At 73.1% G+C, this 26,333-nt stretch carries 26 protein-coding genes and 1 riboswitch; of the genes, 12 read left to right on the top strand and 14 right to left on the bottom strand.

What is annotated here, in order from left to right; translation table 11 throughout:
• Positions 1-51 precede the first annotated feature (51 nt).
• A complete protein-coding gene (locus ACFWEG_RS14650; protein WP_387214172.1) occupies positions 52-627 on the bottom strand; it encodes a TerD family protein in 576 nt (191 codons plus the stop codon).
• Between the two features lie 224 nt (positions 628-851).
• Here ACFWEG_RS14650 and arfB point away from each other — a divergent pair, with 224 nt between their 5' ends.
• Positions 852-1,289: an alternative ribosome rescue aminoacyl-tRNA hydrolase ArfB gene (gene arfB / locus ACFWEG_RS14655; RefSeq protein ID WP_387214175.1), complete on the top strand. Its 438-nt coding sequence runs from the start codon at positions 852-854 to the stop codon at positions 1,287-1,289.
• A gap of 5 nt (positions 1,290-1,294) precedes the next feature.
• Here the strand turns inward: arfB and ACFWEG_RS14660 are convergent, their stop codons facing one another.
• Positions 1,295-1,777 carry a flavin reductase family protein gene (locus tag ACFWEG_RS14660; RefSeq protein ID WP_387214281.1) on the bottom strand — a complete coding sequence of 161 codons (483 nt, stop codon included), beginning with the start codon at positions 1,775-1,777 and terminating at the stop codon, positions 1,295-1,297.
• Between the two features lie 393 nt (positions 1,778-2,170).
• Here ACFWEG_RS14660 and cdgB point away from each other — a divergent pair, with 393 nt between their 5' ends.
• Together cdgB and ACFWEG_RS14670 are read left to right on the top strand one after the other, a co-directional pair.
• The gene (gene cdgB, locus ACFWEG_RS14665; RefSeq protein ID WP_387214178.1) at positions 2,171-3,874 is read left to right on the top strand and encodes a diguanylate cyclase CdgB; all 1,704 of its coding nucleotides are present in this window, start codon (positions 2,171-2,173) and stop codon (positions 3,872-3,874) included.
• Positions 3,875-4,113: 239 nt separating this feature from the next.
• Complete coding sequence (locus tag ACFWEG_RS14670) at positions 4,114-5,109, top strand: carbohydrate-binding protein (RefSeq protein ID WP_387214181.1); 996 nt, start codon at positions 4,114-4,116, stop codon at positions 5,107-5,109.
• An 89-nt stretch (positions 5,110-5,198) separates the two neighbouring features.
• Here the strand turns inward: ACFWEG_RS14670 and ACFWEG_RS14675 are convergent, their stop codons facing one another.
• The 4 genes from ACFWEG_RS14675 to ACFWEG_RS14690 form a co-directional block, all read right to left on the bottom strand.
• Complete coding sequence (locus ACFWEG_RS14675; protein WP_387214184.1) at positions 5,199-6,050, bottom strand: ketose-bisphosphate aldolase; 852 nt, start codon at positions 6,048-6,050, stop codon at positions 5,199-5,201.
• Between the two features lie 132 nt (positions 6,051-6,182).
• The gene (locus tag ACFWEG_RS14680) at positions 6,183-7,124 is read right to left on the bottom strand and encodes a 1-phosphofructokinase family hexose kinase (RefSeq protein WP_387214187.1); all 942 of its coding nucleotides are present in this window, start codon (positions 7,122-7,124) and stop codon (positions 6,183-6,185) included.
• Between the two features lie 143 nt (positions 7,125-7,267).
• Positions 7,268-8,428: an N-acetylglucosamine-6-phosphate deacetylase gene (gene nagA, locus ACFWEG_RS14685; RefSeq protein ID WP_387214190.1), complete on the bottom strand. Its 1,161-nt coding sequence runs from the start codon at positions 8,426-8,428 to the stop codon at positions 7,268-7,270.
• A complete protein-coding gene (locus ACFWEG_RS14690) occupies positions 8,428-9,417 on the bottom strand; it encodes an ROK family protein (RefSeq protein WP_387214193.1) in 990 nt (329 codons plus the stop codon). The genes nagA and ACFWEG_RS14690 overlap by 1 nt, the downstream gene beginning before the upstream one ends.
• Before the next feature lie 731 nt (positions 9,418-10,148).
• Between ACFWEG_RS14690 and ACFWEG_RS14695 the strand changes: the two genes are divergently transcribed.
• The 4 genes from ACFWEG_RS14695 (at position 10,149) to ACFWEG_RS14710 (ending at position 14,724) form a co-directional block, all read left to right on the top strand.
• Positions 10,149-11,375 (top strand): extracellular solute-binding protein, encoded by a 1,227-nt coding sequence (locus ACFWEG_RS14695; RefSeq protein WP_387214196.1) that lies wholly within the window; start codon positions 10,149-10,151, stop codon positions 11,373-11,375.
• Positions 11,376-11,432: 57 nt separating this feature from the next.
• Positions 11,433-11,705, top strand: coding sequence for a DUF3263 domain-containing protein (locus ACFWEG_RS14700; RefSeq protein ID WP_387214199.1), 273 nt, complete (start codon positions 11,433-11,435; stop codon positions 11,703-11,705).
• A gap of 155 nt (positions 11,706-11,860) precedes the next feature.
• A complete protein-coding gene (otsB, locus tag ACFWEG_RS14705; RefSeq protein ID WP_387214202.1) occupies positions 11,861-12,715 on the top strand; it encodes a trehalose-phosphatase in 855 nt (284 codons plus the stop codon).
• 38 nt (positions 12,716-12,753) lie between these two features.
• Positions 12,754-14,724, top strand: a complete 1,971-nt coding sequence (locus ACFWEG_RS14710; RefSeq protein ID WP_387214205.1) for a HEAT repeat domain-containing protein — start codon at positions 12,754-12,756, stop codon at positions 14,722-14,724.
• A 21-nt stretch (positions 14,725-14,745) separates the two neighbouring features.
• On the opposite strand, the gene ACFWEG_RS14715 is transcribed toward ACFWEG_RS14710, so the two are convergent.
• Together ACFWEG_RS14715 and ACFWEG_RS14720 are read right to left on the bottom strand one after the other, a co-directional pair.
• A complete protein-coding gene (locus ACFWEG_RS14715; protein ID WP_387214208.1) occupies positions 14,746-16,140 on the bottom strand; it encodes a trehalose-6-phosphate synthase in 1,395 nt (464 codons plus the stop codon).
• A gap of 107 nt (positions 16,141-16,247) precedes the next feature.
• Positions 16,248-17,204 carry a glucosyl-3-phosphoglycerate synthase gene (locus ACFWEG_RS14720; RefSeq protein ID WP_387214211.1) on the bottom strand — a complete coding sequence of 319 codons (957 nt, stop codon included), beginning with the start codon at positions 17,202-17,204 and terminating at the stop codon, positions 16,248-16,250.
• Positions 17,205-17,430: 226 nt separating this feature from the next.
• A riboswitch (SAM riboswitch) is annotated at positions 17,431-17,559 on the top strand.
• 17 nt (positions 17,560-17,576) lie between these two features.
• Here ACFWEG_RS14720 and thrC point away from each other — a divergent pair.
• The 4 genes from thrC (at position 17,577) to groL (ending at position 21,899) form a co-directional block, all read left to right on the top strand.
• Positions 17,577-18,893 carry a threonine synthase gene (gene thrC / locus ACFWEG_RS14725; protein ID WP_387214214.1) on the top strand — a complete coding sequence of 439 codons (1,317 nt, stop codon included), beginning with the start codon at positions 17,577-17,579 and terminating at the stop codon, positions 18,891-18,893.
• Positions 18,894-18,945: 52 nt separating this feature from the next.
• Positions 18,946-19,221 carry a MoaD/ThiS family protein gene (locus ACFWEG_RS14730; RefSeq protein WP_387214217.1) on the top strand — a complete coding sequence of 92 codons (276 nt, stop codon included), beginning with the start codon at positions 18,946-18,948 and terminating at the stop codon, positions 19,219-19,221.
• Between the two features lie 528 nt (positions 19,222-19,749).
• The gene (locus ACFWEG_RS14735; protein ID WP_387214220.1) at positions 19,750-19,953 is read left to right on the top strand and encodes a cold-shock protein; all 204 of its coding nucleotides are present in this window, start codon (positions 19,750-19,752) and stop codon (positions 19,951-19,953) included.
• Positions 19,954-20,276: 323 nt separating this feature from the next.
• A complete protein-coding gene (gene groL, locus ACFWEG_RS14740; protein WP_387214223.1) occupies positions 20,277-21,899 on the top strand; it encodes a chaperonin GroEL in 1,623 nt (540 codons plus the stop codon).
• 76 nt (positions 21,900-21,975) lie between these two features.
• On the opposite strand, the gene ACFWEG_RS14745 is transcribed toward groL, so the two are convergent.
• The 5 genes from ACFWEG_RS14745 to ACFWEG_RS14765 all read right to left on the bottom strand — a co-directional run bounded on the left by ACFWEG_RS14745 (position 21,976) and on the right by ACFWEG_RS14765 (position 25,208).
• On the bottom strand, positions 21,976-22,278 hold the full coding sequence (locus tag ACFWEG_RS14745) for a hypothetical protein (RefSeq protein ID WP_387214226.1): 303 nt from the start codon (positions 22,276-22,278) through the stop codon (positions 21,976-21,978).
• 6 nt (positions 22,279-22,284) lie between these two features.
• Complete coding sequence (locus tag ACFWEG_RS14750; protein ID WP_387214229.1) at positions 22,285-22,608, bottom strand: AbrB/MazE/SpoVT family DNA-binding domain-containing protein; 324 nt, start codon at positions 22,606-22,608, stop codon at positions 22,285-22,287.
• A 127-nt stretch (positions 22,609-22,735) separates the two neighbouring features.
• Positions 22,736-23,674, bottom strand: a complete 939-nt coding sequence (locus tag ACFWEG_RS14755; RefSeq protein WP_387214232.1) for a hypothetical protein — start codon at positions 23,672-23,674, stop codon at positions 22,736-22,738.
• 438 nt (positions 23,675-24,112) lie between these two features.
• On the bottom strand, positions 24,113-24,388 hold the full coding sequence (locus ACFWEG_RS14760; protein ID WP_387214234.1) for a DUF397 domain-containing protein: 276 nt from the start codon (positions 24,386-24,388) through the stop codon (positions 24,113-24,115).
• On the bottom strand, positions 24,366-25,208 hold the full coding sequence (locus ACFWEG_RS14765) for a helix-turn-helix domain-containing protein (RefSeq protein ID WP_387214237.1): 843 nt from the start codon (positions 25,206-25,208) through the stop codon (positions 24,366-24,368). Before ACFWEG_RS14765 ends, ACFWEG_RS14760 begins: the two co-directional genes overlap by 23 nt.
• Positions 25,209-25,320: 112 nt before the next feature.
• Here ACFWEG_RS14765 and ACFWEG_RS14770 point away from each other — a divergent pair, with 112 nt between their 5' ends.
• Positions 25,321-25,764: an ATP-binding protein gene (locus ACFWEG_RS14770; RefSeq protein ID WP_387214240.1), complete on the top strand. Its 444-nt coding sequence runs from the start codon at positions 25,321-25,323 to the stop codon at positions 25,762-25,764.
• 12 nt (positions 25,765-25,776) lie between these two features.
• Here the strand turns inward: ACFWEG_RS14770 and ACFWEG_RS14775 are convergent, their stop codons facing one another.
• On the bottom strand, positions 25,777-26,235 hold the full coding sequence (locus ACFWEG_RS14775) for a GNAT family N-acetyltransferase (protein ID WP_387214242.1): 459 nt from the start codon (positions 26,233-26,235) through the stop codon (positions 25,777-25,779).
• Between the last annotated feature and the right edge of the window lie 98 nt (positions 26,236-26,333).

Raw genomic sequence — 26,333 nt, forward strand, 5'->3', positions numbered from 1 at the left:
CCGGGCCGCCCCGGGGGGGGTCCGGCCCCCTCGGGGCGGTGTGCCGGTGCGTCAGACGTTGACGCCGAAGTCCTGGGCGATGCCCGTCAGGCCCGAGGCGTAGCCCTGGCCGACGGCGCGGAACTTCCACTCCGCGCCGTTGCGGTAGAGCTCGCCGAAGACCATGGCGGTCTCGGTGGCGGCGTCCTCGGAGAGGTCGTAGCGGGCGATCTCGGTGCCGCCGGCCTGGTTCACGATGCGGATGTACGCGTTGCGGACCTGGCCGAAGTTCTGCGAGCGGCTCTCGGCGTCGTAGATCGAGACCGGGAAGACGATCTTGTCGATGTCGGCGGGGAGGCCGGCCAGGTTGACGTTGATCTGCTCGTCGTCGCCCTCGCCCTCACCGCTGCGGTTGTCGCCGGTGTGGACGATGGACTGGTCCGGCGTCGCCTTGTTGTTGAAGAAGACGAAGTGCTGGTCGGAGTAGACCTTGCCGGCGGTGTTGACGGCGATCGCCGAGGCGTCGAGGTCGAACTCGGTGCCGGTGGTGGTGCGGACGTCCCAGCCCAGGCCCACCGTGACGGCGGTCAGGCCCGGGGCCTCCTTGGAGAGGGAGACGTTGCCGCCCTTGGACAGGCTTACAGCCATGGGGATGTCCCTTTCTTCGCTTCGCTCCGCCCCGCACGGGGTGTGCGCGGCCGACGGGCTCCGTGACGGACCACGAAGTTACCGTCACCCTCCCTAACGTGGGCAGGGGACCGCAGGGTTCCTGGCGGCTTTGCTTTCTTTACCGAGCCGTCCGGACGGCTTAAGGGCGCGGCGGCCCGTCGCGCGCGGAAACACGCGTGACGTGTCCGCGCTGACACGGGAGGATGGGAGGCATGTCCGGTCCCCATGTCATCCGCGGCTCCGTCGTCCTGCCCGAGGCGGAGCTCCAGTGGCGCTTCTCGCGCTCCTCGGGACCCGGGGGCCAGCACGTCAACACCAGCGACTCCCAGGTCGAGCTCCGCTTCGACCTCGCGCGCACCGAAGCGCTGCCGGAGGTGTGGAAGGCGCGCGCCCTGGAGCGGCTCGCGTCCCGGCTCGTGGGCGGCGTGCTCACGGTGCGGGCCTCGGAGCACCGCTCGCAGTGGCGCAACCGGGAGACGGCGGCGGTGAAGCTGGCCGCGCTGCTCGCCGAGGCGACCGCGCCGCCCCCCAAGGCGCGCCGCGCGACCCGCGTCCCGCGCGGCATCAACGAGCGCCGGCTGCGGGAGAAGAAGCAGCGCGCCCGGACGAAGCAGGGACGCTCCGGCAAGGACTGGACGTAGGCCGCTCACCTCAGGTGGCGGTAGCTCCCCCGGTAGTAGGTCAGCGGACCCGCGGCCTCGCCCCCCGCCGGCGCCACGGACGCCGCGAGGACCCGGCCGACGACGAGCGTGTGGTCGCCGGCCGGCACCCGTTGCTCGGTGCGGCACTCCAGCGTCGCCAGCGCCCCCTGGACCAGCGGCGCCCCCGACAGTTCGCCCCGGACGTGGGGCAGGTCCTCGAAGAGCAGCCGGTCGCTGAGGCGGCCCTTCATCGCGAACCGCCCCGCCGTCTGCCGCTGCGCCTCGCTCAGCAGCGAGACGCCCCACAGCGGCTGCTCGGCGAGCAGGTCGTCCATCCGCGACCCCTCCCGGACGCTCACCAGGACCAGCGGCGGGTCCAGGGAGACGGAAAGGAACGAGGTGGCGGTCATCCCCGCGTCCGCGCCGCGCGGACCGTCGTCGGGGTCGTGCGCGGTGACCAGGACCACGCCGGCCGCCAGCCGGGACATCACCGCCCGGAACGTTTCGTCGCTCACGCCATCAGCATGCGGTATGCCGCCGGTGCGCGCGGGGGAGGAGTCCGCGCGGGCGGTGGATGAGGGGGAGGTGTTCGTCAGCACACGACGACGCTAGCCCTGGAGCCGTTGCTTCCGCATCGGGCCTCGGACGTAGGTCCTGGGCGGGGCGCCGGGCGGAGGCGCCTTCCGGTTTGCGGGCCGGGAAGCAGGGGGAGCGCTCCCGGGGCGAAAAGTAACTTGCGGTAACCTTCTGTGACTTGAGTCACAGCTTGGGGTAATCGTTGACCCTGTGTACCGGTAGGGCAGCTCCCTGTGATTCAGTTGCCAGTAATTCGTACGACAAGCACCTGGAGTCAGCTGCCGAGGGTCCGCAGGGGGTGATCCATGGAGACCGAGTCGGAGCCCTACGTCCGCCTTGCCACCCTGCGACAGGTCCACCGGGTGGTCGCCGACCTGAACACCGCGCGGAGCCTCGCCGACACCCTTCAGGCCGTCGCCGACGGCATCGTGAACGGGCTCGGCTACGAGCTCGCCTGCGTGAACCTGGTCCAGGCGGACGGCGACCTCGTCGTCGCCGCCTTCGCGGGCAACGCCGAGGCGGACCAGCTCGTCACCGGACGGGTCGGTTCACGCGCCTCCTGGCAGCGCCGGCTGTCCATGGGGGAGGCCTGGGGCGACCTGCGCTTCATCTCCCACACCGAGGGCTGGGTCCTCGACGACGACGACGTCCCCGGCTGGTACACCGAGGGCCACGAACCGCGCTTCCCCGACGAGTGGCACCCCTCGGACCGGCTCTTCGCGCCGATGTACTCCACCGGCTCCTCGGGCGGCGAGCTGATCGGGGTCATATCCGTCGACCACCCCCGCAACGGGCGGCGCCCGGGGCAGTGGGGGCGCGAGGCGCTCCAGATGTACGCCTCGCAGTCCGCGATCGCGATCAGCAACGCCCGGCTGCGCGCCAACATGCAGCGGGCCCTGGTGCGCCTGGAGCGCGAGCAGCAGGCGCTGCGCGCAAGCGAGGAGTCCTTCCGCCAGGCCTTCGAGTACGCGCCCAGCGGCATGGCGATCGCCGAGATGGGGGGCGACGAGCACGGCCGGCTGCTGCGCACCAACGACGCCCTGTGCCGGCTCCTCAACCGCCCCGCGAGCGGCATGCGGCGCTTCTCCTTCGCCGACCTCGTCCACCCCGAGGACATCGGCACCCTGCTGCGCACCTCCGCCGAGGGCGGCCGCGCCGAGCTGCGCCTGGGCCGCCGCGACGGCAGCTACGTCTGGGTCTCGCTGCGCAACTCCGTCGTCGCGGACACCGCCGACGGCCCGCGCTTCCTGCTCACCCACGTCGAGGACATCGAGGACCGCAAGCGGCACGAGCTGCACCTCGCCCACCGGGCCTCCCACGACTCGCTCACCGGCCTCCCCAACAGCGCCGAGCTGCGCTCCCGGCTCTCCTCGCGCCTCTGCCGCCGCCCGCACGCCGGACGGCCCCACGTGATCGACGAGATGGACGCCGCCTACGAGGCGCACGCCCCGGCGGCCTCGGGGCAGCACCTCCGACCGACCGGCCGGAATGTCCACGACCCGGCGCTGACCGACAGCGGCGGGCACACCTTCGCCTACCCGCCGGCGGGCTCCGCCCACGGCCACCACACGCACCTCACCGCGCCCGGCGAGGGCGGGCGCGACGACGGCGCCAAGGGCCTCGCGGTGCTCTTCTGCGACCTCGACGGCTTCAAGTCCATCAACGACCGCTTCGGGCACACCACCGGCGACGCCGTCCTCATCGAGGTCGCCCGCCGGCTCACCGGCGCGGTCCGCGACGGCGACACCGTCGCCCGGCTCGGCGGGGACGAGTTCGTGGTGCTCGCCGACGGCCTCGGCCGCGCGGACGCCGCCGACCTCGCCGTCCGGCTGCGCAACGCGATCATCCCGCCGATCCGCGTCGACGGCCGCGCGGTGCGCGTGGGGGCCAGCATCGGCATCGGCTGGGCGCACTGCGGCATGTCGGCCGACGAGGTGCTGCACAGTGCGGACCAGCGGATGTACGTCGAGAAGCGGTCACGTGCGAAGGCTCACAGACGGGCTGGATAACGCCTGGCCGGGAGGGTCGCGGGCAGGGTCCCGGGGCCGGCCCGGTGGCCGGCGGGCCGCCGGTTCCCGCCGGTCCCGCCACCCGGAGCCGGTAGGCTCGGCCGGGTCGGCGAGCCCCGTCGGCGATGAATCGATCATGAACATTGGCCGCCGGATTCCCGTACAGGGCACCGGGAGTGCCCCCGTACCTGGTAAGTACCGGGGTGCGGCCGAGAACCATGTTGAGGAGTGACCAGGGGATGACGACGCCCGGCAACGGCGGCGCGGACAGCACGCAAGGGACGCCCGCCGAAGACGACGTCTTCGGCTACCTGTACGCCGACGGCCAGGCGGCCGGCGCCACCCCGCCCCCGGGCGGCGGGGGCTACGGCTACCCGGGCTCGCGCTCCTCCTACGGACAGGTCCGCACCGTCGGCGAGCGGCAGTACGGCCAGCCGCAGCAGACCGCCGGGCAGCCCTCCCACGGGCAGATGCCGCCGCACGCCCCCCAGCAGCAGTCCTCCGCGTACTACGCGGCCCCCGAGACGCTCCCCGGCGGCCCCGGGCAGCCCGGCCGGCCGCCGGCCTCGCGGGCGCAGAACCGGCGCGGCAGCGGCGGCGGGCGCGGCCCCAACACCAAGGGGCTGCTCATCGGCGCGCTCGCGGTGGTCGCGGCGGTCGTCGCGGGGATCGGCATCGCGGTCGCCACGGGCGGCAACGACGAGCCGGAGAACGCCGGCGGGGACCCGGCCCCCTCGGTCACGCAGGAGCAGCCCCCGGGCGACGCCGTCAAGCAGGGCGGCGACGGCAAGAACCAGGACAAGCCGGCGCCCGCACCGCTGCCCAAGGAGGACGCCAAGGCGCTCACCCTGGCGGGCGGGACGACGGTGGCGGGTGACATCAAGGGCGCCAAGGCCGCGGGCGGCACGTACGTCGCCGGGCTCAACCAGGTGGGCGCGTCGGCGACGTGGGCGGTGAACGACGTCCCCAAGGACGGGCAGTACCGGCTGTACGTCACCTACGGTGTGCCCGGCAAGAAGGCCAGCACCACCCTCACCGTCAACGGTGAGCCGCAGACCCGCAAGCTCAACATGGACAACTTCGCCCACGCCTCCGAGGGCGCCTGGGACAAGGGGTGGACGCGGACCTACGCGCAGGTGCAGCTCAAGAAGGGCAGCAACACCCTCATGATCTCCTGCGAGCAGGGTGACACCTGCGACGCGAACCTGGACCAGGTGTGGCTGGAGAAGGGCTGACCGAACGGCTGAGGGTTCCCCGGAGGCCCGGCCGCGCGACCTGACAGGGGCCGCCCCGCGACGGGGCGGCCCCTTCGCGTGCCCGGCCGTCAGCCGACGACGACCCCCAGGAAGTGCTCCACCGTCGCCGCCATCGCCTCCCGCGCGGGCGCGAGGTACGTGCGCGGGTCGACCGCCGCGCGGTCGGTGGCGAGGAAGTCGCGGACGGCCCCGGTGTAGGCCGTGTTGAGCGCGGTGCCGACGTTGATCTTCGTCATGCCGGCCGCGACCGCGCGGCGCAGCTCGTCGTCGGGGACGCCGCTGGAGCCGTGCAGCACCAGGGGGACGGAAACGGCCTCCTTGAGGCGCGTGATGAGGGCGTGGTCCAGGGACGCGGTCCGCGCGGTCATCGCGTGCGAGCTGCCGACGGCGACGGCGAGCGCGTCGACACCGGTGTCGGCGGCGTAGGCGGCGGCCTCGGCGGGGTCGGTGCGGACGCCGGGGGCGTGCGCGTCGAGCGGCGCGTCACCGTGCTTGCCGCCGATCGCGCCGAGCTCGGCCTCGATCCACAGGCCCCGCCGGTGGCCCCAACGGACCGCCTCCGCCGTCCGCTTGACGTTGTCGCCGTAGGGCAGCTTCGAGGCGTCGAACATCACCGAGCTGAAGCCGGCCGGGTGCGCCGCCCGCAGCAGGTCCTCCGACTCGACGTGGTCCAGGTGCAGCGAGAGCCGCGCGGAGGAGGCGCGGGCGACGGCGATGGCCGCGGCGGCGACGGCGGTCAGGTCGCCGCCGTGGAAGCGCACCGCGTTCTCGGATATCTGCAGCACGGCCGGGGCGCCGGCGCGCTCCGCCCCGGCGGCGATCGCCTCGGCGTGCTCCAGGGTGACGACGTTGAACGCGGCGACGCCGCGCCCCGACTCCTGTGCGGCGGTGACCAGTTCACCCGTGCTGACGAGCGGCATGCGCGCTTCCCCCTTGAGCTGTGATCCTGTTGACCTGTCGTGCCGGCGGTCCGGGTGTGCGGTGACCCGGCTCAAGCGCCCGGAGCGCGGTCCTCGGGGCCGCGTTCGGACCGTCGCCCCTCTGGACCCCCGCTAGACGCCCGCGGTGCGCGCGCTGACCTCCACCCGCGGCCGCAGTTCGTCGTACGTCTGCCGGTCGAACTCGCCCGCGGACGCGGCCCGTACGGTCGCCGCGGACAGGGCCGCCGCGCGGGTGAGCGTGGCGGGCCAGTCCAGGCCCTCGACGAGGCCGCTGAGCACGCCGGCGACGGCCGAGTCGCCGGCCCCCGTCGGATTGCCCCGCACCCGCGGCGGACGGGCCTGCCAGGTGCCCTCAGGGGTCGCGGCGAGCATCCCGTCCGGGCCGAGCGAGGCGACGACGGTCCGCGCGCCCTTGCGGCGGGCGTCGCGGACGGCCGGCAGCGGGTCGCGGGAGCCGGTGAGCTGGGCCAGCTCGTCGAGGTTCGGCTTGACCAGGTCGGGGCGGGCGGCGATGCCGCGCCGCAGCGGTTCGCCGGCGGTGTCCAGGAGCACCGGCACCCCGGCCGTCCGCGCGAGCCGCACCAGCGCCGCATAGGCGCCGACGGGGACGCCCGGCGGGAGGCTGCCGCACAGCGCCACCGCGCGGACCCCCGGCAGCAGGTCGCGGTAGACGGCCACCAGGGCGTCCCACTCCGCGGCCGTGATCTGCGGACCCGGCTCGTTGAACTGGGTGGTGTCGCCGGTCGCCGCGTCGACCACGGCGACCGTGCGGCGGGTCGTGCCGCCCACGGGGACCAGTGCGTCGTGCAGCGGGGCCGCGCGCCCGGGGCCGTCCGCCCGCAGCGCCGCACCGACGGCCGCGCCGGCCGCCCCGCCGGCGAAGCCGGTGACGGTCACCTCGTGGCCGAGCGCGGCGAGCACGCGGGCGACGTTCAGACCCTTGCCGCCGGGCCGCTCGACGACGTCGCCGACCCGGTGCGTGCTGTGCGGGACGAGCCGGGGGACGCGGTAGGTGACGTCCAGGGCCGTGTTCGGCGTGACGGTGAGAATCACCTGGGTCCCCCTGGAGAACGTGTCGTACGGGGCTGCGCGGGACGTGCCGCCGGTGCGCCCGGGGCCCTGATGATCATGCCAAAAAGAAGGCGGTCGGCCCAGACCTCCGGACCGACCGCCTTCCTCAGGACCCGCGCCCGGCGTCACGCCTTCGGCGGCTCCACGATCCACTCGCCGCGGCGCATGACGCCCGCCAGGGTGAACGTCTCGTCGAGGACGACCAGGTCCGCGTACTTGCCGGGCTCCAGGGAGCCGATCTCGTGGTCCAGGCCGAGCAGCCGGGCCGGGTTCGCGGAGATCGCCCGGACCACGTCCGCGACCGGGAGCCCGTCGACGGTCACGGCGCGCCGGAACGCGGTGTCCAGGGTGAGCGTCGAGCCGGCGATGGAACCGCCCTCCACCAGCCGTGCGACGCCGTCCACGACGTCGACCTCCAGGGGGCCGAGCAGGTAGCGGCCGTCGCCGAAGCCGGCCGCGTCCATGGCGTCGGTGATGAACGCGACGCGTCCCGCGCCCGCGCGGTGGAACGCCAGCTCCAGGGCGGCCGGGTGCAGGTGCACGCCGTCGTTGATCAGCTCGACGGTGACCCGCTCGTCCTCCAGGAGCGCGGCGATCGGCCCCGGGGCGCGGTGCCCCAGGGCGGGCATGGCGTTGAACAGGTGCGTCGCGACGGTCGCACCGGCCTCGATCGCGTCGACCGTCTGCTCGTAGGTCGCGTCGGTGTGGCCGACGGCCGCGATGACGCCCTGGTCGGCGAGCATCCGCACGGCGTCCAGGCCGCCGGGCAGCTCGGTGGCCAGGGTGACCATCCGCGCCGCGCCGCGGGCCGCGTCGATCACCTTGCGGACGACCGCCGGGTCCGGGTCCAGCAGCAGGTTCTCACTGTGCGCGCCCTTGCGGCAGGGCGAGATGAACGGGCCCTCGAAGTGGATGCCCGCCAGGTCGCCCTGCTCGACCAGCTCGGAGAGCAGCGCGGACTGGTCCGCGAGCACCGCGAGGTCGCTGGTGACGGTCGACGCCACCAGCGTCGTCGTGCCGTGCAGCCGGTGCGTGGCGACGCCGGTGAGGACGTCCTCCGCGGTGCCGGAGGTGAACGACGCGCCGCCGCCGCCGTGGTTGTGCAGGTCGACGAAGCCGGGGACGACCCAGTGGCCGGTCAGGTCGGTCTTGGGAACACCCGAAGCCCCGTCGGGAGCGCTCCCGTCGGCGATCCGCTCGCCGTCGATGACCAGCCGGCCGCCCTCGACGGTGCCGCTGGGCAGCACCACCCGGGCGCCGGTCAGAACCTTGTGTGCTGCGGCCATCAGGCGCGTACCTCCGTGGCGTCGTCCGAGCCGGTGGTCGGAGCGGCCGAGGACTCGTCGGGCCCGGCGGGCCCGCCGACGACGTCCCAGGCGAGGAGTCCCGCGCCCAGGCACCCGGCGGTGTCCCCGAGGGCCGCCGGCACGATCACGGGCGGCTTCTGGAACGTGATCCGCTCCTCGACCGCCGCGCGCAGTGGTGTGAACAAGGTTTCCCCGGCTTCGGCCAGGCCGCCACCGATGATCAGCGTCCCGGGGTCCAGGAGGGTCAGCGCGGTGAGCAGCCCGTCCGCGAGCGCGTCGACGGCCGTCTGCCAGACGGCGACGGCCCGTGCGTCGCCGTCCGCGACGGCCTTGGCGCAGTCCGCCGCGTCGGCGTCCGGGTCGCCCGAGGCGGCGGCCCAGGCCTGGCTCACGGCGGAGGCGGACGCGTAGCGCTCCAGGCAGCCGCGCTGGCCGCAGCCGCACGGGGTGCCGCCGGGGCGGACGACGATGTGGCCGATCTCGCCGGCGTCGCCGTGCGCGCCGGCCTCGATGCCGTCGCCGATGCCGATCGCGCCCGCGATGCCGGTGCCGAGCGGCACGAACAGGAAGCGGTCGGCGCCGCGGCCGGCCCCGAGGCGGCCCTCGGCGAGGCCGCCGGTGCGGACGTCGTGGCCGAGGGCGACCGGGATGCCGGCGAGGCGCTCGCTCAGCAGGCGGCGCAGGGGGATGTCGCGCCAGCCGAGGTTCGCCGCGTAGACGGCGATGCCCTCCTCGGGGTCGACGATGCCCGGCACCGCGACGCCCGCGGCCGTCGCGGCGGTTCCGAAGCGGTCCGCGCCGTACGCGTACAGCTCCGCCGCGAAGTCGAGGATCGTCTCCACCACCGCGGCCGGGCCCCGCTCGCGGCCCGTCGCCCGGCGCGCCTCGTGCAACAGGGTGCCGTCCGGGCCGACCAGGGCGGCCTTCATTCCCGTGCCGCCCACATCGAGGGCGATGACATGTCTCACGGGGCAAGTCTGACCTGCGCCCCCCTAAAAGGTCTAGTCCACTCGCCCGCGATTTCCTCGGGCGGGGCGGATGGAGGCGCGCGGCGGACCGCGGGCCGTGGTCCCGGCAGCGACCTGCGGGGCGTCGCGCGCGGCGATCGCGTCCGTCGCGGGCCGGGCGGGCCGGTCGGGCGCACCCCCTCGCTCCTCCGTCGCTGCGGGGGCACCCCCACCCACCCCACCCTCACGCCGTCGCACACGCGCAGCGGCGCGGCGCGCCTGCCGCGCAACGGCAGCACTCACTGGACACGCCGCGCAGCGGCGCACCCCCTCGCTCCCGCCCCCCAAGCCGCGCAGCGGCGAAGCCACACTTCGCCCCAGCCGCGCAGCGGCGCACCCCCTCGCTCCCGCCCCCCCCAAAGCCCCGCAGCGGCGAAGCCACACTGCCCCCCGCCGCGCAGCGGCGGAGTCCCGCTGTGTCCGCCGCGCAGCAGCGGCACCCCCCCGCTCCCGCCCCCCAAGCCGCGCAGCGGCGAAGCCACACTCCGCGCGAGCCGCGCAACACCGCACCCGCCCGCGCGCACCCTCGTTGCGGAAGTGATATCAGCGTGGTGTAGACCTTGACGCGGTGCGGGGGCAGAATCGCCCTTCACGTGTCACAGCGGTCACGGCCGGATCACGGGCGTCAGAGGGTGGGAACAGCGGTGCAGCGTCGGTCCTTCATATGCACGGCGGCGGCTGCCGCGTTCACGATGACGCTGGGACTGTCCGGCTGCGGTGGCGGCGGGGTCGGGTCCGGGGACGTCAACCTGACCATGATCGTCGCGGAGTACGGCGAGCCGAAGAAGCCCAATACCCACGTCGACCTCTTCTGGAGCCAGGTCGTCGAGGAGTACGAGAGCACCCACCCCGGCACCACCATCACCGTCAAGCCGATGAGCTGGTCGGTCGTCGACAAGACGGTGAAGGAGCTCGTCGAGAAGGGCGAGGCGCCGGACATGGCGCAGATCGGCGGGTACTCCGACTTCGCCGCCGAGGGCAAGCTGTACAGCGCGGACGAGCTGCTCTCCATCCCCACCCAGGCCGACTTCCTGCCCAAGCTGGCGCAGGCCGGTGAGCTCAACCGGGTCCAGTACGGCATGCCCTTCGCGTCCAGCACCCGCGCGCTCTTCTACAACAAGAAGATGTTCCGCGACGCCGGACTCTCCGCGCCGACCACCTGGGAAGAGCTCAAGAGCGCGGCGCAGACCCTGAAGGCGCAGGGCGTGCAGTACCCGTACGCGCTGCCGCTCGGATACGAGGAGGCGCAGGCGGAGACGATGCTCTGGACGCTCTCCGCGGACGGCGGCTACACCGACTCCGCCAACTCGTACGCCATCGCCTCCAAGGAGAACGTCAAGACGCTGACGTGGCTGCGGGACAACCTGGTCACCCCGGGGCTGGTCGGCCCGGTCCCCGCGGGCAAGCTCGACCGCCAGGCCGCGTTCACCGCGTTCGAGCAGGGCAAGGTGGGCATGCTGAACGGCCACCCGACGCTCATGAAGAACGCGGAGCGGGCGGGTGTCGAGGTCGGGAAGGTCGCGATCCCGGGGCCGAAGGGCCCGGCCCAGTCCACGATGGCCGTGGCCGACTGGATGATGGGCTTCAAGCAGAACGGTCACCGCAAGGAGATCGGCGAGTTCCTGGACTTCCTCTACCAGCCGAAGAACATCCTCGCCTTCTCGAAGAAGTACGACATCCTCCCGGTGACGAACACGGCGTTCCAGAAGATGTCGGACGACCCCAAGCACAAGGACCTGAAGACGTTCCTGGAGGCGCTGCCCAACGCCCAGCTGCCGCCGGTGAACAAGACGACGTGGCCGAGCGTCGCCGAGGCGGTCAAGAAGAGCATCGGCGGGACCGTCGCCAAGGACGGCGACCCCGAGAGCGTGCTCGGGCGGATCGAGCGGGACGCGACCGCGGCGGAGAACGCGGAGTAGTCGCGGGGGCGTTCGGGCGGCGGCCGGGCTGTCAGTGGCGGCGGCTATGTTCGGGGTATGACCGAAACCTCCCCGCCGCCGTCCGGTGACGGGCCCGGGCCCGACGGGCCGCTGTCCGCGTTCGACCTCGACGTGCTCGCGCTGGAGCGGCGGGCGTGGCCGGGCCCGGGGGCGAAGGAGCGGGCGATACGGGAGGGGCTCGGGCTGTCGCCGACCCGGTACTACCAGCACCTGAACGCGCTGCTGGACGACCCGGCCGCGCTCGCCTCCGACCCGGTGACCGTCAACCGCCTGCGGCGGATACGCGCGGCCCGCCGCGAGCGCCGCTGACGCGTTCGGCTCCGCCCCTCGGTGGGAAGCGGGGGCTCCGCCCCCTGCACCCCCATGTCGGGGCTGCGCCCCTCCGGCCTCAAACGCCGGCCGGGCTAGGTTTTCGACCATCGCTCGCCGGCCGGGGCGCCGAAGCCACCCGTTAGGCTCACCGCATGGGAAGCCACCGTTCAGAACTGCCTGTTCCGCGTACCGCCGCCGGGCGGGAGGCGATGGACGCGCTGGTCGCGCGACCGGCCTCCGCGGTCGTCGCGTTGGACTTCGACGGCACGCTGGCGGACATCGTGCCTGACCCGGAGCAGGCGCGGGCGCACGAGGGGGCCGTGGAGGCGCTGGCCGGGCTCGCGCCGCGGGTGGGCGCGGTCGCGGTGGTGACGGGCCGGCCGGCGGTGACGGCGGTGCGGTACGGCGGGTTCGACGGCGTCGCGGGCCTGGAGCGGATGACGGTGCTCGGGCACTACGGCGCGGAGCGCTGGGACGCGGCGACCGGGACGGTGCACTCGCCCCCGCCCCCGCCGGGCGTCGCCGCGGCGCGGGCCGAGCTGCCGGGGTTCCTGGACGGGATCGGGGCCTGGCAGGGCACGTGGATCGAGGAGAAGGGCCGCGCGGTCGCGGTCCACACCCGCCGCGCGCAGGACCCGCAGGCCGCGTTCGACGCGCTGCGCGGCCCGCTGACGGAGCTCGCGGCGCGGCACGGCCTGATCGTCGAGCCGGGCCGGATGGTCCTGGAGCTGCGCCCGGCCGGCATGGACAAGGGCGTCGCCCTCGCCGACTACGTCCGCGAGTCCGGCGCGCAGTGCGTCCTCTACGCCGGCGACGACCTCGGCGACCTTCCCGCCTACGCCGCCGTCGAGAAGCTCCGCTCCGACGGCGTCCCCGGCCTCCTCGTCTGCTCCGGCACCGAGGTCCCCGACCTCGCCGACCGCGCCGACCTCGTCCTCCCGGGACCGGGCGCGGTCGTCGACCTGCTCGCCGCGCTGGCGCAGGCGGTCGCACCCGACGCGGGGTAGCCGCGGCCGCGCGGCGGCGGTCGGTAGGGTCACCGCCCATGGGGACGGGGCTGCACGACATCGACTGGGCGGGTCTGCGGCACAACCGCGGCTCCGCCGAGGACCTACCGGGACTGCTCGACCGGTGCGCCGGCCCGGCCGCCAAGGACGCCGGGAGCGCCGCGGACGAGCTGCGCGACCTGCTGTACCACCAGGGCGGCTGGATCTGCTCCGCCGCCCCGGCCGCCCTGCCCTTCGTGCTGCGCCTGGCCGCGACTCCCCGCGTGCGGAGCCGCGTCCTCCTGCTGGAACTCGTGGCGACGCTGGCGGCGGAGGCAGGCCGGGTCAAGGAACGCTTCCTCGATCCCGGCTGGGCGCCGGCGTGGGACCGCGCGCTCCCCGAGCTGACCGCGCTCCTCCAGGACCCCGAGCCGGAGGTCCGGCGGGCCGCGGCCCACGCGCTCGGAGTGTGCGGCAGTCCCGGCGAGCTCGTCCTGCCCGCGCTGCTCCACGCCTGGGAGGCGGAGCACGACGCGGCGACCCGGCTGGAACTGGTGCTCACGCTCGGGCGGGTCGTTCCGCGCACACCGGCCGGTGCGTACCGGGCCCAGGCCCTGGACCTGCTCCGCGCGCTCGTCGACGACCCCGACTCCCAGGTCCGCTTAGCGGCGGTCCACGCGTCGGCGGCGACCGATCCCGCACTTCCCGCCCGGCGGCTGGACGTCGTGCTCGACGCGGTCCGCCACCCGAGCGTCGGGAGATGGCGTCGCACCAGTTCGGTGGGGACCAACGTGACGGGTGTCCTCCACTGGACGTCGAAGCTGCTGCCCGGGCCGTCCCCCGCCTTCGCGCTCGGCGTGCTGGCCGACCACCCCGACGGCGAACAGCGGATCGCCGCCCTGGCCGTGGCGGGTGGGCTGCTGGCCGGGTGGCGTTCCCCCGCGGACGCGCTGCTGCCGCGTCTCGTCGCCCGGCTGGACGACCCCGACGCCGAGGTCCGCTTCCGGGCCGTCGAGCTGCTCGCCTGCCTCGGCCCGGCCGCCGCCGCCCACGCCGACGACGTCGCCGCCGTGCTCACCGACGGCGGCGTCCGTGCCACGAGGCTTGGTGAGGGCGTGGGGGAGGCGGCGCTGTGGGCGCTGGCCCGGATGGACGACGAGCGCTGTCTACCGGGTCTGCTGGGGCTCCTCGCCGGTGCACCGTCCGGCTTCGCCACGCATCCGGCGCACTACCCCGCCGACTTCCACCACGTCGTCCTGCCCTCGCTCCCCGAGGCCCTCAGCGGCTTCGCGAGCCACGCCGAGCTGCTCGTCCCGGCCGTCTGCGACCGGATCGGCACGCTCACCGACCCGCATCAGGGCCACCGGTACGGCGAGCTGCTCGCCGGGTGGGGACCGGCGGCGGAGAGCGCCGTCCCGCGCCTGCTCGTCCTCCTGGAGGACGAGCGGACGTGGACCGCGGCGGCGAGGGCGCTGGCCGGGATCGGCGCGGCGGGTGAGGCGGCGGGGAGCCTGCTGCGGTCCCGGATCGGTGCCGGCGGGCCGGAGGACGAGCTCGCGGCCTGGGCGTACTGGCGGGTCGGTGGTGATCCCGGCCCGGCCCTCGCGCTCCTCGGACGTGAGCCGGAACGGCCACCGGGGCTCGCGGAACTGCGGCAGCTCGCGGACCTCGGCCCCCACGCCGCGCCCTTCGCGGACCGGCTCGCGGCCTTGGCCGCCGGCAACCACGTCTGGACCCGCGTCGAGGCGGCGCACGCCTTGTGGGCGACCGTCGGCGACACCGAGCGCAGCGTCGCCGTCCTGACGGCGGCCGTGCGCGAGCTGGCCGCAGGCCGGCACCAGCCGGCCGCCGTCGCCGCGGTGCGGTACCTGGCCCGGATCGGGCCCGCGGCACGGCCCGCCGCCGACCTGCTGCGCGACATCCGGGACCGCGACGAGCGGATGCGGTCCGCCGGCGCCTGGCGGGCGTTCACCCAGGACGAGGACGTCCGCGCCGCCGTACGGGAGCTGCTCGCCGCCGCGTCCTTCTGAGCCGGACGCGGCGGCCTGCGGCTACAGCGCGCGCAGGGCCTCCAGCTGGTCGAGGAACCACTGCTGCGGGGGGAGGGCGGTGGCGGCCGCGGCGAGGCGCTTGGTGCGTTCGGTGCGGTCGCCGGGGGGCAGGGTGAGGGCCTCGTGGAGGGCGTCGGCGGTGCCGGTGACGTCGTAGGGGTTGACGGTGACCGCGTCGTCGGCGAGCTCCTCGTACGCGCCGGCCTCGCGGGAGAGGACGAGGGCGCAGCCGTCGTCGGAGACGACGGGGATCTCCTTGGCGACCAGGTTCATGCCGTCGCGGATCGGGTTGACGAGGGCGACGTCGGCGAGGCGGTAGGAGGCCAGGGAGCGGGCGAAGTCGTCCTTGAGGCCGAGCTGGACCGGGGTCCAGGTGTCCGTGCCGTACGCGGCGTTGATCTCGTCGGTGACCCGCTGGACCTCCGCCATGTAGTCGCGGTAGACGGCGAGGTCCTGGCGGGAGGGGTAGGCGAAGGCGACGTGGACGACGCGGTCGCGCCACTCCGGGCGGGTGTCGAGCAGGTGCCGGAAGGCGTGCAGGCCGCGGACGATGTTCTTCGACAGCTCGGTGCGGTCGACGCGGACGACCGTGCGGCGGGGGGTGCCGTCGGCGGCCGCGCCGACGTCCGCGCGGAGCTCGGCGAGGCGCTCGTCGACGTCCGCCTCGTGGGAGCGGGCGCGCAGGAAGTCGGCGTCCGCGCCGAGTCCGTGCACGCCGACCTCGGTGCCGTCGAGGCCGCCGAGGCGGTCCTCGGCGCAGGCGGTGAACGCGTCGGCCCAGCGGCGGGTGAGGAAGCCGAGCCGGTCGGCGCCGAGCATGCCGCGCAGGAGCTGCTCGGCGATGTCGTCGGGCAGCAGGCGGAAGTAGTCCACCGGGGCCCAGGGGGTGTGCGAGAAGTGCCCGATCCGCAGGTCGGGGCGCAGCTCGCGGAGCAGGCCGGGGACCAGGCACAGGTGGTAGTCCTGCACGAGGACGGCCGCGCCCTCGGCGGCCTCTTCGGCGAGCGCCTCGGCGAAGGCGCGGTTGTACGCCTCGTACGCGGCCCACTGGCGGCGGAACTCCGCGTCGAAGACCGGCTCCAGGGGGGTCTGGTACAGCATGTGGTGCACGAACCACAGGACCGAGTTCGCGATCCCGTTGTACGCGTCCGCGTGCGTCTCGGGCGCGATGCCGAGCATCCGCACCCCGTCCTCGGAGACGCCGCGCCGCACCGCCTCGCGGTCGCCGTCGCCGAGCGCCGAGCAGACCCACAGCTTGTCGGAGACCGACGACAGGCCGGAGACCAGCCCGCCGCCGCCGCGCCGCGCGTCGAGCTCGCCGTCGTCGCCGAGGCTGTACGTGATGGGGCCGCGGTTCGATGCGACGAGGACCTGGGCGCCGTGCTGAGAGACCATGTCGCGAACTTAGCCCCAGACCGAAACGCTCAAACGTGCGAGCGCGGGGTTGTGGACAACCCCACGCCTGGGGACAACCCGACCACCCCGGGCCGGGCACCCCGGCATCACGCCGCCCGACGCGCCGTGTACTCGCTGATCTCGCGCATCGGCGGCCGCTCGACGGTGTCCACGTCGTACGTCGCCGGCACGAATCCCGTCCCGTCCTCGGAGCGCTCGAACTGGGTCAGCTTCGGGCGGACGAGGTTGCCTCGGGTGAGGCGGAGCTGGGCGGTGCGGTAGATGGCCGCGGACATGCGGCCGAGCGCGCGGCCGTCCTGGTGGCGGTGTTTGCGGACGCCGACGTCGACCTGGGCGAGCGCGTCGAGCCCGACGAGGTTGAGGGAGTCGATGAGCATGCCGATCTCGACGCCGTAGCCGACGGGGAAGGGCAGCTGTTCGAGGAGGGTGCGGCGGGCCGCGTACTCGCCGCCCAGCGGCTGGACGAAGCCGGCGAGCTGCGGCCAGTGGAGGTTGATCAGCGGGCGGGCCATCATCTCGGTGACCCGGCCGCCCTGGCCGGCCTCGTCGCGCAGCGGGCGGTCGTACATGGCCTTCACCAGGTCGACGTCCGGCTCCGTCAGCAGCGGGCCGACGATGCCGACCACGAAGTCGGAGTCGAACTCCTTCAGGTCGGCGTCGACGAACGCGACGATGTCCCCGGACGTCACCATCAGCGAGCGCCACAGCACCTCGCCCTTGCCCCGCGCGGCCGGGACGCGCGGCAGGATCGTGTCCCGGTGCACGACGCGCGCCCCGGCGGCCGCGGCCACCTCGGAGGTGCGGTCGGTGGAGCCGGAGTCGATGACGACGATCTCGTCCACCAGGGGGGTGGGCAGCGCCTCGATCAGGTCCCGGCGGATGACGGTGACGATGTCGCCGACGGTCGCCTCCTCGTTCAGCGCGGGCAGCACGACGCTGACCGTCTGCCGGGAGGATCGTTTCGCCGCGAGCAGCCCGTCGACCGGGCGGTCGGACACGGACCAGGATCGGCTCAGGAGCCAGCGCTCCACGTCTTCGAGCACGTGCGTGTCCCCTTACGTATCGGCTTCTGCCCTCGGCCGGGCTGTGACCCATCTCGCCGTTCGGACGACTATCTCAACCATCCGGTGTGTCGGTTACAGTCTTGGGCAAGGCGTATGACCTTCGCATGTCGGGGGTTGACCGTCTGTGACAGGCAGGTGTCCCGCACCTGCACCCGGCAGTTCCAGACTGCCCACAAACGCACAGGTCCGCGACCTGTCGCCATAGCGCTCATCCAGAGGGACAGAGGGATACGGCCCGTTGAAGTCCCGGCAACCACCCCGTCGACCGCGAGGTCACGGAGGGGAAGGTGCCAATTCCGTCTCGTGGCGAAGGTCGCCGCGGGGAAGATGAGGAGAAAGGGCCTCGCCATCATGGCTGTTGAGACTGTTGCAAGCACCACGGAATCTCCGTCGGCCGCCGCTCGGAACGCCACCCCCGTCGATCTCGGCCCCGCCGCCGCGCTGTCGTGCCGCGAGTGCGGCGAGCGCTTCCCGCTCGGCCCGATCTTCGCCTGCGAGCTCTGTTTCGGGCCGCTCGAAGTCGCCTACGACCTGCCGAGCGGCAGCCCCGAGGAGCTGAAGAAGCTCATCGCCGAGGGCCCCCGGAACATCTGGCGCTACGCCCCCCTCCTGCCCGTCCCCGCGGACGTGGCGACCAAGCCCAGCCTGAACCCCGGCTTCACCAAGCTCGTCAAGGCCGACAACCTCGCCCGCGAGCTGGGCGTGACCGGCGGCCTGTACGTCAAGGACGACTCCGGCAACCCGACGCACTCCTTCAAGGACCGCGTCGTCGCGATCGCCGTCGAGGCGGCGCGCGCGTTCGGGTTCACCACCCTGTCCTGCTCCTCCACCGGCAACCTCGCCGGCGCGGTCGGCGCCGCCGCCGCGCGGGCCGGCTTCCGCTCGTGCGTGTTCATCCCGCACGACCTGGAGCAGGGCAAGGTCGTCATGGCCGCGGTCTACGGCGGCGACCTGGTCGGCATCGAGGGCAACTACGACGACGTCAACCGCTTCTGCTCCGAGCTCATCGGCGACCCGCTCGGCGAGGGCTGGGGCTTCGTCAACGTCAACCTGCGCCCGTACTACGGCGAGGGCTCGAAGACGCTCGCGTACGAGATCTGCGAGCAGCTGGGCTGGGAGCTGCCCGACCAGCTGGTCATCCCGATCGCGTCCGGCTCGCAGCTCACGAAGATCGACAAGGGCCTGCAGGAGCTGATCAGGCTCGGTCTGGTCGAGGACAAGCCGTACAAGATCTTCGGCGCGCAGGCCGAGGGCTGCTCGCCGGTCTCGGCGGCCTTCAAGGCCGGGCACGACGTGGTCCGTCCGCAGAAGCCCGACACCATCGCCAAGTCGCTCGCGATCGGCAACCCGGCCGACGGCCCGTACGTGCTCGACATCGCGCGGCGCACCGGCGGCGCGGTGGAGGACGTCACCGACGAGCAGTGTGTGGACGCGATCAAGCTGCTCGCGCGGACCGAGGGCATCTTCGCGGAGACCGCGGGCGGGGTGACCGTCGGCGTGACGAGGAAGCTGATCGAGAACGGGCTGCTCGACCCCGCGCTCACCACGGTCGTCCTCAACACCGGCGACGGCCTGAAGACCCTGGACGCGGTGGCCCCGACCACCGGCCCGTCCGCGACCATCCGCCCGTCCCTGGACGCGTTCCGTGACGCGGGCCTGGCCCACTGACACCCTGTCGCCCGGGTCGATCCCAGCGAGCAATCCAGCGAGGAGAACGAGCATGAGCGTCAAGGTCCGGATCCCGACCATCCTGCGGACGTACACCGGCGGGGAGGCCGAGGTCGCCGCCGAGGGGGCGACCCTCGCGGAGGTCATCGCCGACCTGGAGAAGAACCACACCGGCATCGCGGCCCGCGTCCTGGACGACCAGGGCAGGCTGCGCCGGTTCGTGAACGTCTACGTCAACGACGACGACGTCCGCTTCGAGCAGGGCCTGGACACGGCCACGCCCGACGGCGCGGGCGTGTCGATCATCCCGGCGGTCGCCGGCGGCTGACCGCGGCCGCGGTCCCGCGCGCGTGACGCCGCGCGGACGTGACGCCGCGAGCTCGCGACCGCGCCCGGTCGCGTCGCCGCCCGGGCGCGCGTGACGCGCCGAGCCGGAATTCGCTTCCGGCATACGGATCGCCTCTTCCGCGGACAAGCGGAAGGGGCGATTCTGCATTGTTGAGCGCGGTACGATTGCCGAGCCCCTCTCTTCCGGTCCCGTGCCAGGCGCATATGAAGCCCGCCGGGTCGAGGGCGAATCGCTCCGGTTCACACGGACGTCACGAAAAGATAAAGACAAATTACGGGGCGCATTCACCCCGTAAGCGTCTTTTGGCCGGACCGACTCCTCCCCACTCGCCGCCTTTCCTCCGCATTCGGTGGTCGGGGCGCTGACCGGATTCCCCGGCCGATTGCCCTGTTGCAGAGGGCAGTTGGGCAGATACATTCAGCCGCGGTCGACGCGCCACGGCGCAAGGTCTGACCCGGGTCCGCGCAGTGCGGGCCTGTGCACGGGCCAGTAACAGGGGAGTTGGTCATGAGCCAGGGCACCGTCAAGTGGTTCAACGCGGAGAAGGGCTACGGCTTCATCGCGGTCGACGGTGGTGCGGATGTCTTCGTCCACTACAGCGCGATACAGATGGACGGATACCGCACCCTTGAAGAGGGTCAGCGGGTGGAGTTCGAGATCTCGCAGGGCCAGAAGGGTCCGCAGGCCGACATGGTCAAGCTCGCCGTCTGATCACTCCCGATCCCGGCGCGACCGACCAGCCACGTACTCACGCCGCAGGGCCCGTACCCCCTCACCAGGGGTGCGGGCCCTGCGTGCGTCGCGGGTGGCCGGTGTGCGGAGGGTCGGGATCTGTGGTACCCGCTTGCACTCGCAGGGGTCGAGTGCTAATCATTGGGCTTAGCACTCTCCGAGTGAGAGTGACAGAACTTGGACCGGGTCGGTGAGGCCCGCGGCCGGGTGGGGCAAGGAACCACACGGCCGGCGGGCCGTCCGTCGCGGGCGCGGACGCGGTCCTGGAAGAACGCCACCCCTGTCCGGGAGGACCACTTCACATGGCCAAGATCATCGCGTTCGACGAGGAGGCCCGCCGCGGCCTCGAGCGTGGGATGAACCAGCTCGCCGACGCCGTCAAGGTCACCCTTGGCCCCAAGGGCCGCAACGTCGTCCTTGAGAAGAAGTGGGGCGCCCCCACGATCACCAACGACGGTGTCTCCATCGCCAAGGAGATCGAGCTCGAGGACCCGTACGAGAAGATCGGCGCGGAGCTCGTCAAGGAGGTCGCCAAGAAGACGGACGACGTCGCCGGTGACGGTACGACGACCGCGACCGTCCTGGCCCAGGCGCTCGTCCGCGAGGGTCTGCGCAACGTCGCCGCCGGCGCCAACCCGATGGCCCTGAAGCGGGGCATCGAGAAGGCCGTCGAGGCCGTCTCCGCCGCGCTCCTGGAGCAGGCGAAGGACGTCGAGACCAAGGAGCAGATCGCCTCCACGGCCTCCATCTCCGCCGCCGACACCCAGATCGGCGAGCTCATCGCCGAGGCGATGGACAAGGTCGGCAAGGAAGGCGTCATCACCGTCGAGGAGTCGCAGACCTTCGGTCTGGAGCTCGAGCTCACCGAGGGCATGCGCTTCGACAAGGGCTACATCTCGGCCTACTTCGCCACGGACATGGAGCGCATGGAGTCGTCCCTCGACGACCCGTACATCCTGATCGTGAACTCGAAGATCTCCAGCGTGAAGGACCTGCTCCCGCTGCTGGAGAAGGTCATGCAGTCGGGCAAGCCGCTGCTGATCATCGCCGAGGACGTCGAGGGCGAGGCCCTGTCGACGCTGGTCGTCAACAAGATCCGCGGCACCTTCAAGTCCGTCGCCGTCAAGGCCCCGGGCTTCGGCGACCGCCGCAAGGCCATGCTGAACGACATCGCCATCCTCACCGGCGGCACGGTCATCTCCGAGGAGGTCGGCCTCAAGCTCGAGAACGCGGGCCTGGACCTGCTCGGCAGGGCGCGCAAGGTCGTCATCACCAAGGACGAGACCACCATCGTCGACGGCTCGGGCGAGTCCGACCAGGTCGCCGGCCGCGTGAACCAGATCCGCGCGGAGATCGAGAACAGCGACTCCGACTACGACCGCGAGAAGCTCCAGGAGCGCCTGGCGAAGCTCGCGGGCGGCGTGGCGGTCATCAAGGCCGGCGCGGCGACCGAGGTCGAGCTCAAGGAGCGCAAGCACCGCATCGAGGACGCCGTGCGCAACGCGAAGGCGGCCGTCGAGGAGGGCATCGTCGCCGGTGGCGGCGTGGCCCTGCTGCAGGCCTCCGCGGTCTTCGAGAAGCTGGAGCTCTCGGGTGACGAGGCGACCGGCGCGAACGCGGTCAAGCTGGCCCTGGAGGCCCCGCTGAAGCAGATCGCCGTCAACGGCGGTCTCGAGGGCGGCGTCATCGTCGAGAAGGTCCGCAACCTGCCGATCGGCCACGGCCTCAACGCCGCGTCCGGCGAGTACGTGGACATGATCGCCGAGGGCATCATCGACCCGGCGAAGGTCACGCGCTCCGCGCTGCAGAACGCGGCCTCCATCGCCGCGCTCTTCCTCACCACCGAGGCCGTCATCGCCGACAAGCCGGAGAAGGCCGCCGCGGCCGCGCCGGGCGGCATGCCGGGCGGCGACATGGACTTCTGAGCCCCGGCTCAGGCTCCACCGCTCCACCACACCGAGGGCGGCACCCCTGTCACAGGGGGTGCCGCCCTCGGGCGTGTCACGGGCCGGGCGGTGGGGTGAAGATGCTGTGGGTGCCGATGCGGCGCCAGATCACGTGCGGCATGCCGGCGATCTTCTGATCCCCGTAGGCCCAGGTCGCGCGGCCGTCGGGGGCCCAGGTCAGTTCGTAGACACCCGGGGCCGCCTGAACGCCCTTGATGCGCAGCCCCGGCCGGAAGATCCCGGATTCCAGATCGGGCACGAAGTGCTCGGTGACGACGCGGCGGAAGCGTCGTTGCTGTGCAGGTGCGAGGTCGGCGAAGTCCCTGCTGAAGCGCGGCGTCACCTCGAAAGTGGGCACAGGCGGTCAGTCACCTTCCGGGGCGCGGTCCGGCTCGGCGTCGGGCACGCCCAGTGCGGCGAACATCTCCTCGGCGCTGCCGTGCACCGTGCCCTCGCCGCGCGCGATCTGCTCCGACGCCTCACGCTCGCCCGCCTGCCACTCCTCGGTCCAGAACCATGCCTGATCGGCCGGGACCGAGGTCAGGCCGCGCAGGATGACCTGACCCTCGCGCACGACGAACTCGACGTCGTCGCCCGGTTCGATGTGGAGCGCGCGACGGATCTCGCTTGGCAGTGTCAGCTGCCCCTTTTCTCGCAGCTGGGCCCTTATGCGGGTGTCCAAAGCCATGGCCAGCCCCTTCCGCGTGGCTTCTCTGCCGTCGAGCGCGCATCTCGGCGACCCATGCGCGTCTCGACGACACGTGCGCGTCTCTCAGGATACGAGCGGCGACGAAATTTTGCACAGTTGGAATTTCCTACTTCCGCACAGCCGCGCGGATGGCGGCGGCGTGGGCGTGGGCGTCGACCGGCGGTGGTGAGGGCGGTGCGGGTGCGCGGCGGGCGGGGTGGCAGGAGGGGCAGAAGCCGTCGGGGAGGGAGGCGGGGCGGCCGGGGGCGGCGCAGAGGGTGCATTCCATGAGGACGAGGGGGGCGGGTGGTGGTGGTGCGGGGGTGGGGAGCTTCGTCGTGAGGCGGGTGCGCAGGAGCGCGGCGGGGTGGCGGACGGGGGTGGGGAGGCCGGCCGTGAGGGCGGTGAGGAGGGTGTCCTCCGTCGCGCCGCGGGCGAACCACTCCTCCGCGAGGGGGGCCAGGGCGCGGCAGTCGGCGTCGGAGAGGGAGAGTGCGGGTGTCGCGCGGCCGAGCGCGGCGAGGAGGGTGTGGGCGCGGGAGCGGGTCGGGCGGGGCACGGGGACGCCGACGGGGGGCTGAGCGAGTGCGGCCGGGGCGCGGGCGGGGGAGTCCGCGGGCCCTGCTGCGTCCAAGGTCTCGTACGGGGCGTACGGGGCGGGCGCGGCGGTGTGCGGGGCAGGCAGGTGTGCCGTGCCGCCGTGGAACGCCGTCCACCAGGACTCGTCCCGCGGGCGCGGGGTCCACCAGGTCTGCGTGACCCAGCGGTGGGTGCCGTCGAAGGCCCGGATGCAGGTGCGGCCGCGGCGGAGGTGGCCGGCGAGCTGGATGCGGTTGAGGGAGGTGCGGAGCGCGCACTGCCCGTACGGGAGCTGCTTGGCCAGCGTCTTCACCGAGATGTCCGCGCCGACGGGGAGCCGGTCGATGTACGCGGCGATGGCGGCGTCGCGGGGCCAGAGGTGGGGGAAGTCCGTCTGTTCCGCGTCGAGTTCGGAGAACGGGACCTGTTTGCCGTACCCGGGCTTGGCCAGGGGGTGCGGGGCGTCATTAGAATCGGCAGGAGCCATGGGTCGGTTTCCTTTGCTGTCGATCGCGTGGCGAGGCCCTCGGAGGTGTTGTGAGCACCGACGGGGGCCGTTTGCACTTGTCCTGACGGCACGTTAGGGCGCGGTGACACTCCGTCGCAACTCGCATCCGCAAAGTCGACCCGTGGGGGTGGGGAGGGGGGTAGTCCCCCTTCTGTACCGCCGTGGAAGGAGCGCTCGGCTCGCGGCCCCCGGCCTCCGCGGCTTGAGCCCCGGGCGGGGTCCTCCGCTCTGACCAGGCGTTTCCCTGTCCCCTGCCGGACGCGAATCCGCCTCCTCACGCCGGGACTTGAGCTCCGGGCCGGAGGCGGAACGCGGGTGGGGGAGGCGCGCGGCGGTCCGACCGGGGCGCGGCCCGCGATCGATGCGCCGGTGAACCCGGGGCGGTCGGGCTTACGGCCCCGGGTCCGGCGGTCGGGCTCAGGTGGTCTTGAGTGCGGTCACGAAGGTCGTCCACGGTCCCGTGCGGAAAGCGAGGTGGGGGCCGTGGGGGGTCTTGGAGTCCCGTACCGGGACGATGCCGGCCGCGGCGAGGTCGTCGGAGACCTCCAGGCAGTTGCCGCCGTCCCCGCTGCTGTGGCTGGACTTGCGCCAGGTGGCGACCTCGACGCAGTCGCCGCCGTCACCTCCGCTGTAGGAAGACTTCTTCCATACGGCGTCGGTCAAATCGTAGTCAGGGATGCTCACTTGCTTCATGCGCGTAATCCTCCGCCGTCGAGCTGATCAAGTCCATGGAGTCCTGTGGTGACAGGGCGCTGGCCACGAGCAGATCGTAGGTGAGGCGGTGTCGCGAGACGGTGGACGGATCGTCCTCCAGCAGGCCGGTGTCCTGACCCTGCAGGTATGCGAGCGGTGGGGCATCGTCGAAGTACATGAGCTTGAGCGAGCCGCTATTCGCGGCGTGAGCGCCCGCGGAGAACGCGATCACCTGAACGATGATCCGGTTCTCGCAGGCCAGGCTGATGACATGCCGAAGGGCCTCTGCCATCACCGCAGGCCCACCCACTGACCGGCGGAGCACGGCCTCGTCCAAAATCGGCCACAACAACGGCTTTGTTGGGGAGCCGAGAAGCTGTGCGCGATCGAGTCGAGCCGCTACCAGATCATCGATGGTCTGCTCACTTGCAGTCGGCCGGTAGGCGCGAAAAACGGCCCTTGCGTAGGCCGAGGTCTGGAGCAGTCCGGGGATCAGCAAGGGGTTGTACTCGCGGATCTCCGTCGCCACCGCCTCCGCTTCCGCCGCCTCAGCGAAGTGCGCCGGGTACTTCGACGCGTTCGCCGCCCGGCAGTTGCGGCTGAACAGGCCCCCTGTGAGCAGGAGTTCGTCGATCCGCGCCGCCATGTCCGCGCGGATGCGCCGCGTACCCGCCTCCATCTGGCCGACGTAGGAGCCGCTGACGAACAGCAGCTCCCCCAAGGCCTCCTGGCTGTACCCCGCCTGCTCCCGCATGTGGCGCAGCTCCGCGCCGAGCAGGGCGCGCGGGGAGGACTCGGGGTCCCGGGGGTGCTGGGGCATGTGCGGCTCCCTCGCAACAAACGCGGTTGTTGGGCCTGCGCCACTGTCGAGGGTAGGCCTCGGGCGGCCACGCTGAGTGGCGAACAGCGACACTCAGTGTGGAGGCGTACCGATGACGACCCGGCCCGAGACCGACCGCCGCGAGTGGACCGCGGTGTTCCCGCCGCGGCCCGCCTCCGTAGGCCTCGCCCGCCTCTACGTGCGCCGGCGCCTGACCCTCTGGCGCTGGGAGGGCGACATCGAGGACGCCGTCCTCGTCGCCTCCGAGCTGCTGGCCAACGCGGTGCGCTACGGCCGGCTCCCCGCCCGCACCGTCCTCCTGCGCCTCGCGCTGGACGACGACGCCCTGCTGATCGACGTGTCCGACCCCGTCCCCGCCTTCCCGAACTTCGTGGCGACGCCCCCGGCGCCCCACGCCGACGCGGGCCGCGGCCTCGCCATCGTCCGCACCCTCGCCACCGACCTCACCTGGTTCCTCCGCGACCCCACCGGCAAGACCGTCCGCGCGACGCTGCGGCCCGGGGGTGTCGCCGGGGCCGCGCGCCGGAACCTGTAGGGGACCTCCAGGTCAGGCGAGCTCCGCGCGCACCCACTGCGCCGTGTCCGCGCCGTCGAGGCGCTTCGCCATGTGGACGTCGGCGTGGCCGCCGGGGATGCCGAGGGTGCGGCCGGTCTCGACGTAGCCGAGGCGCTGGTAGAAGGCGGGGGCCTGGAAGGTGAAGGAGGAGACGAGGACGCGGTCGCAGCCGCGGCGGAGGGCTTCCGCTTCCGCCGCGGCGATGAGGTCGCGGCCGAGGCCGGTGCCGCGTTGGTCCTCGCGGACCCAGAGCATGTCGACGAAGCAGGCGTCGCCCCAGATCCACCCGGTGAGCCCGCCGAGGAGCTCGCCGTCCGGCGCGTCGACGCGGACGCTGAACTCCTCCGGATCCGCGCCGGTCGCCCGGTTGTTGAACGCGGTCAGCTCCTCGTCGAGCCGCTGACCGAGCTTCTCGTCCTTGCCGCCGACGCGGGGGGTGGGATGTTCCATGGCCGCCATCCTGCGCCGCAGGACCGCCCGTGGCCAGCGATTTCGTCCCTCGTGCGGGCGCGGGGCGCGGGGCGGGCCGACGGCGGGGACGAAAGTTT

It is taken from the genome of Streptomyces sp. NPDC060194, from assembly GCF_042728285.1.
Classification (GTDB): domain Bacteria; phylum Actinomycetota; class Actinomycetes; order Streptomycetales; family Streptomycetaceae; genus Streptomyces.

What these genes read in the sequence shown, in the direction of transcription:
- groL (WP_387214223.1), top strand. Translation starts at nt 20,277, where the DNA reads ATGGCCAAGATCATCGCGTTCGACGAGGAGGCCCGCCGCGGCCTCGAG.
- nagA (WP_387214190.1), bottom strand. Translation starts at nt 8,428, where the DNA reads ATGGCCGCAGCACACAAGGTTCTGACCGGCGCCCGGGTGGTGCTGCCC.
- ACFWEG_RS14660 (WP_387214281.1), bottom strand. Translation starts at nt 1,777, where the DNA reads ATGTCCCGGCTGGCGGCCGGCGTGGTCCTGGTCACCGCGCACGACCCC.
- arfB (WP_387214175.1), top strand. Translation starts at nt 852, where the DNA reads ATGGGAGGCATGTCCGGTCCCCATGTCATCCGCGGCTCCGTCGTCCTG.
- ACFWEG_RS14700 (WP_387214199.1), top strand. Translation starts at nt 11,433, where the DNA reads ATGACCGAAACCTCCCCGCCGCCGTCCGGTGACGGGCCCGGGCCCGAC.
- ACFWEG_RS14765 (WP_387214237.1), bottom strand. Translation starts at nt 25,208, where the DNA reads ATGCCCCAGCACCCCCGGGACCCCGAGTCCTCCCCGCGCGCCCTGCTC.
- cdgB (WP_387214178.1), top strand. Translation starts at nt 2,171, where the DNA reads ATGGAGACCGAGTCGGAGCCCTACGTCCGCCTTGCCACCCTGCGACAG.
- ACFWEG_RS14750 (WP_387214229.1), bottom strand. Translation starts at nt 22,608, where the DNA reads ATGGCTTTGGACACCCGCATAAGGGCCCAGCTGCGAGAAAAGGGGCAG.
- ACFWEG_RS14715 (WP_387214208.1), bottom strand. Translation starts at nt 16,140, where the DNA reads ATGGTCTCTCAGCACGGCGCCCAGGTCCTCGTCGCATCGAACCGCGGC.
- ACFWEG_RS14730 (WP_387214217.1), top strand. Translation starts at nt 18,946, where the DNA reads ATGAGCGTCAAGGTCCGGATCCCGACCATCCTGCGGACGTACACCGGC.
- thrC (WP_387214214.1), top strand. Translation starts at nt 17,577, where the DNA reads ATGGCTGTTGAGACTGTTGCAAGCACCACGGAATCTCCGTCGGCCGCC.
- ACFWEG_RS14675 (WP_387214184.1), bottom strand. Translation starts at nt 6,050, where the DNA reads ATGCCGCTCGTCAGCACGGGTGAACTGGTCACCGCCGCACAGGAGTCG.
- ACFWEG_RS14695 (WP_387214196.1), top strand. Translation starts at nt 10,149, where the DNA reads ATGACGCTGGGACTGTCCGGCTGCGGTGGCGGCGGGGTCGGGTCCGGG.
- otsB (WP_387214202.1), top strand. Translation starts at nt 11,861, where the DNA reads ATGGGAAGCCACCGTTCAGAACTGCCTGTTCCGCGTACCGCCGCCGGG.
- ACFWEG_RS14755 (WP_387214232.1), bottom strand. Translation starts at nt 23,674, where the DNA reads ATGGCTCCTGCCGATTCTAATGACGCCCCGCACCCCCTGGCCAAGCCC.
- ACFWEG_RS14650 (WP_387214172.1), bottom strand. Translation starts at nt 627, where the DNA reads ATGGCTGTAAGCCTGTCCAAGGGCGGCAACGTCTCCCTCTCCAAGGAG.
- ACFWEG_RS14760 (WP_387214234.1), bottom strand. Translation starts at nt 24,388, where the DNA reads ATGAAGCAAGTGAGCATCCCTGACTACGATTTGACCGACGCCGTATGG.
- ACFWEG_RS14775 (WP_387214242.1), bottom strand. Translation starts at nt 26,235, where the DNA reads ATGGAACATCCCACCCCCCGCGTCGGCGGCAAGGACGAGAAGCTCGGT.
- ACFWEG_RS14710 (WP_387214205.1), top strand. Translation starts at nt 12,754, where the DNA reads ATGGGGACGGGGCTGCACGACATCGACTGGGCGGGTCTGCGGCACAAC.
- ACFWEG_RS14770 (WP_387214240.1), top strand. Translation starts at nt 25,321, where the DNA reads ATGACGACCCGGCCCGAGACCGACCGCCGCGAGTGGACCGCGGTGTTC.
- ACFWEG_RS14735 (WP_387214220.1), top strand. Translation starts at nt 19,750, where the DNA reads ATGAGCCAGGGCACCGTCAAGTGGTTCAACGCGGAGAAGGGCTACGGC.
- ACFWEG_RS14670 (WP_387214181.1), top strand. Translation starts at nt 4,114, where the DNA reads ATGACGACGCCCGGCAACGGCGGCGCGGACAGCACGCAAGGGACGCCC.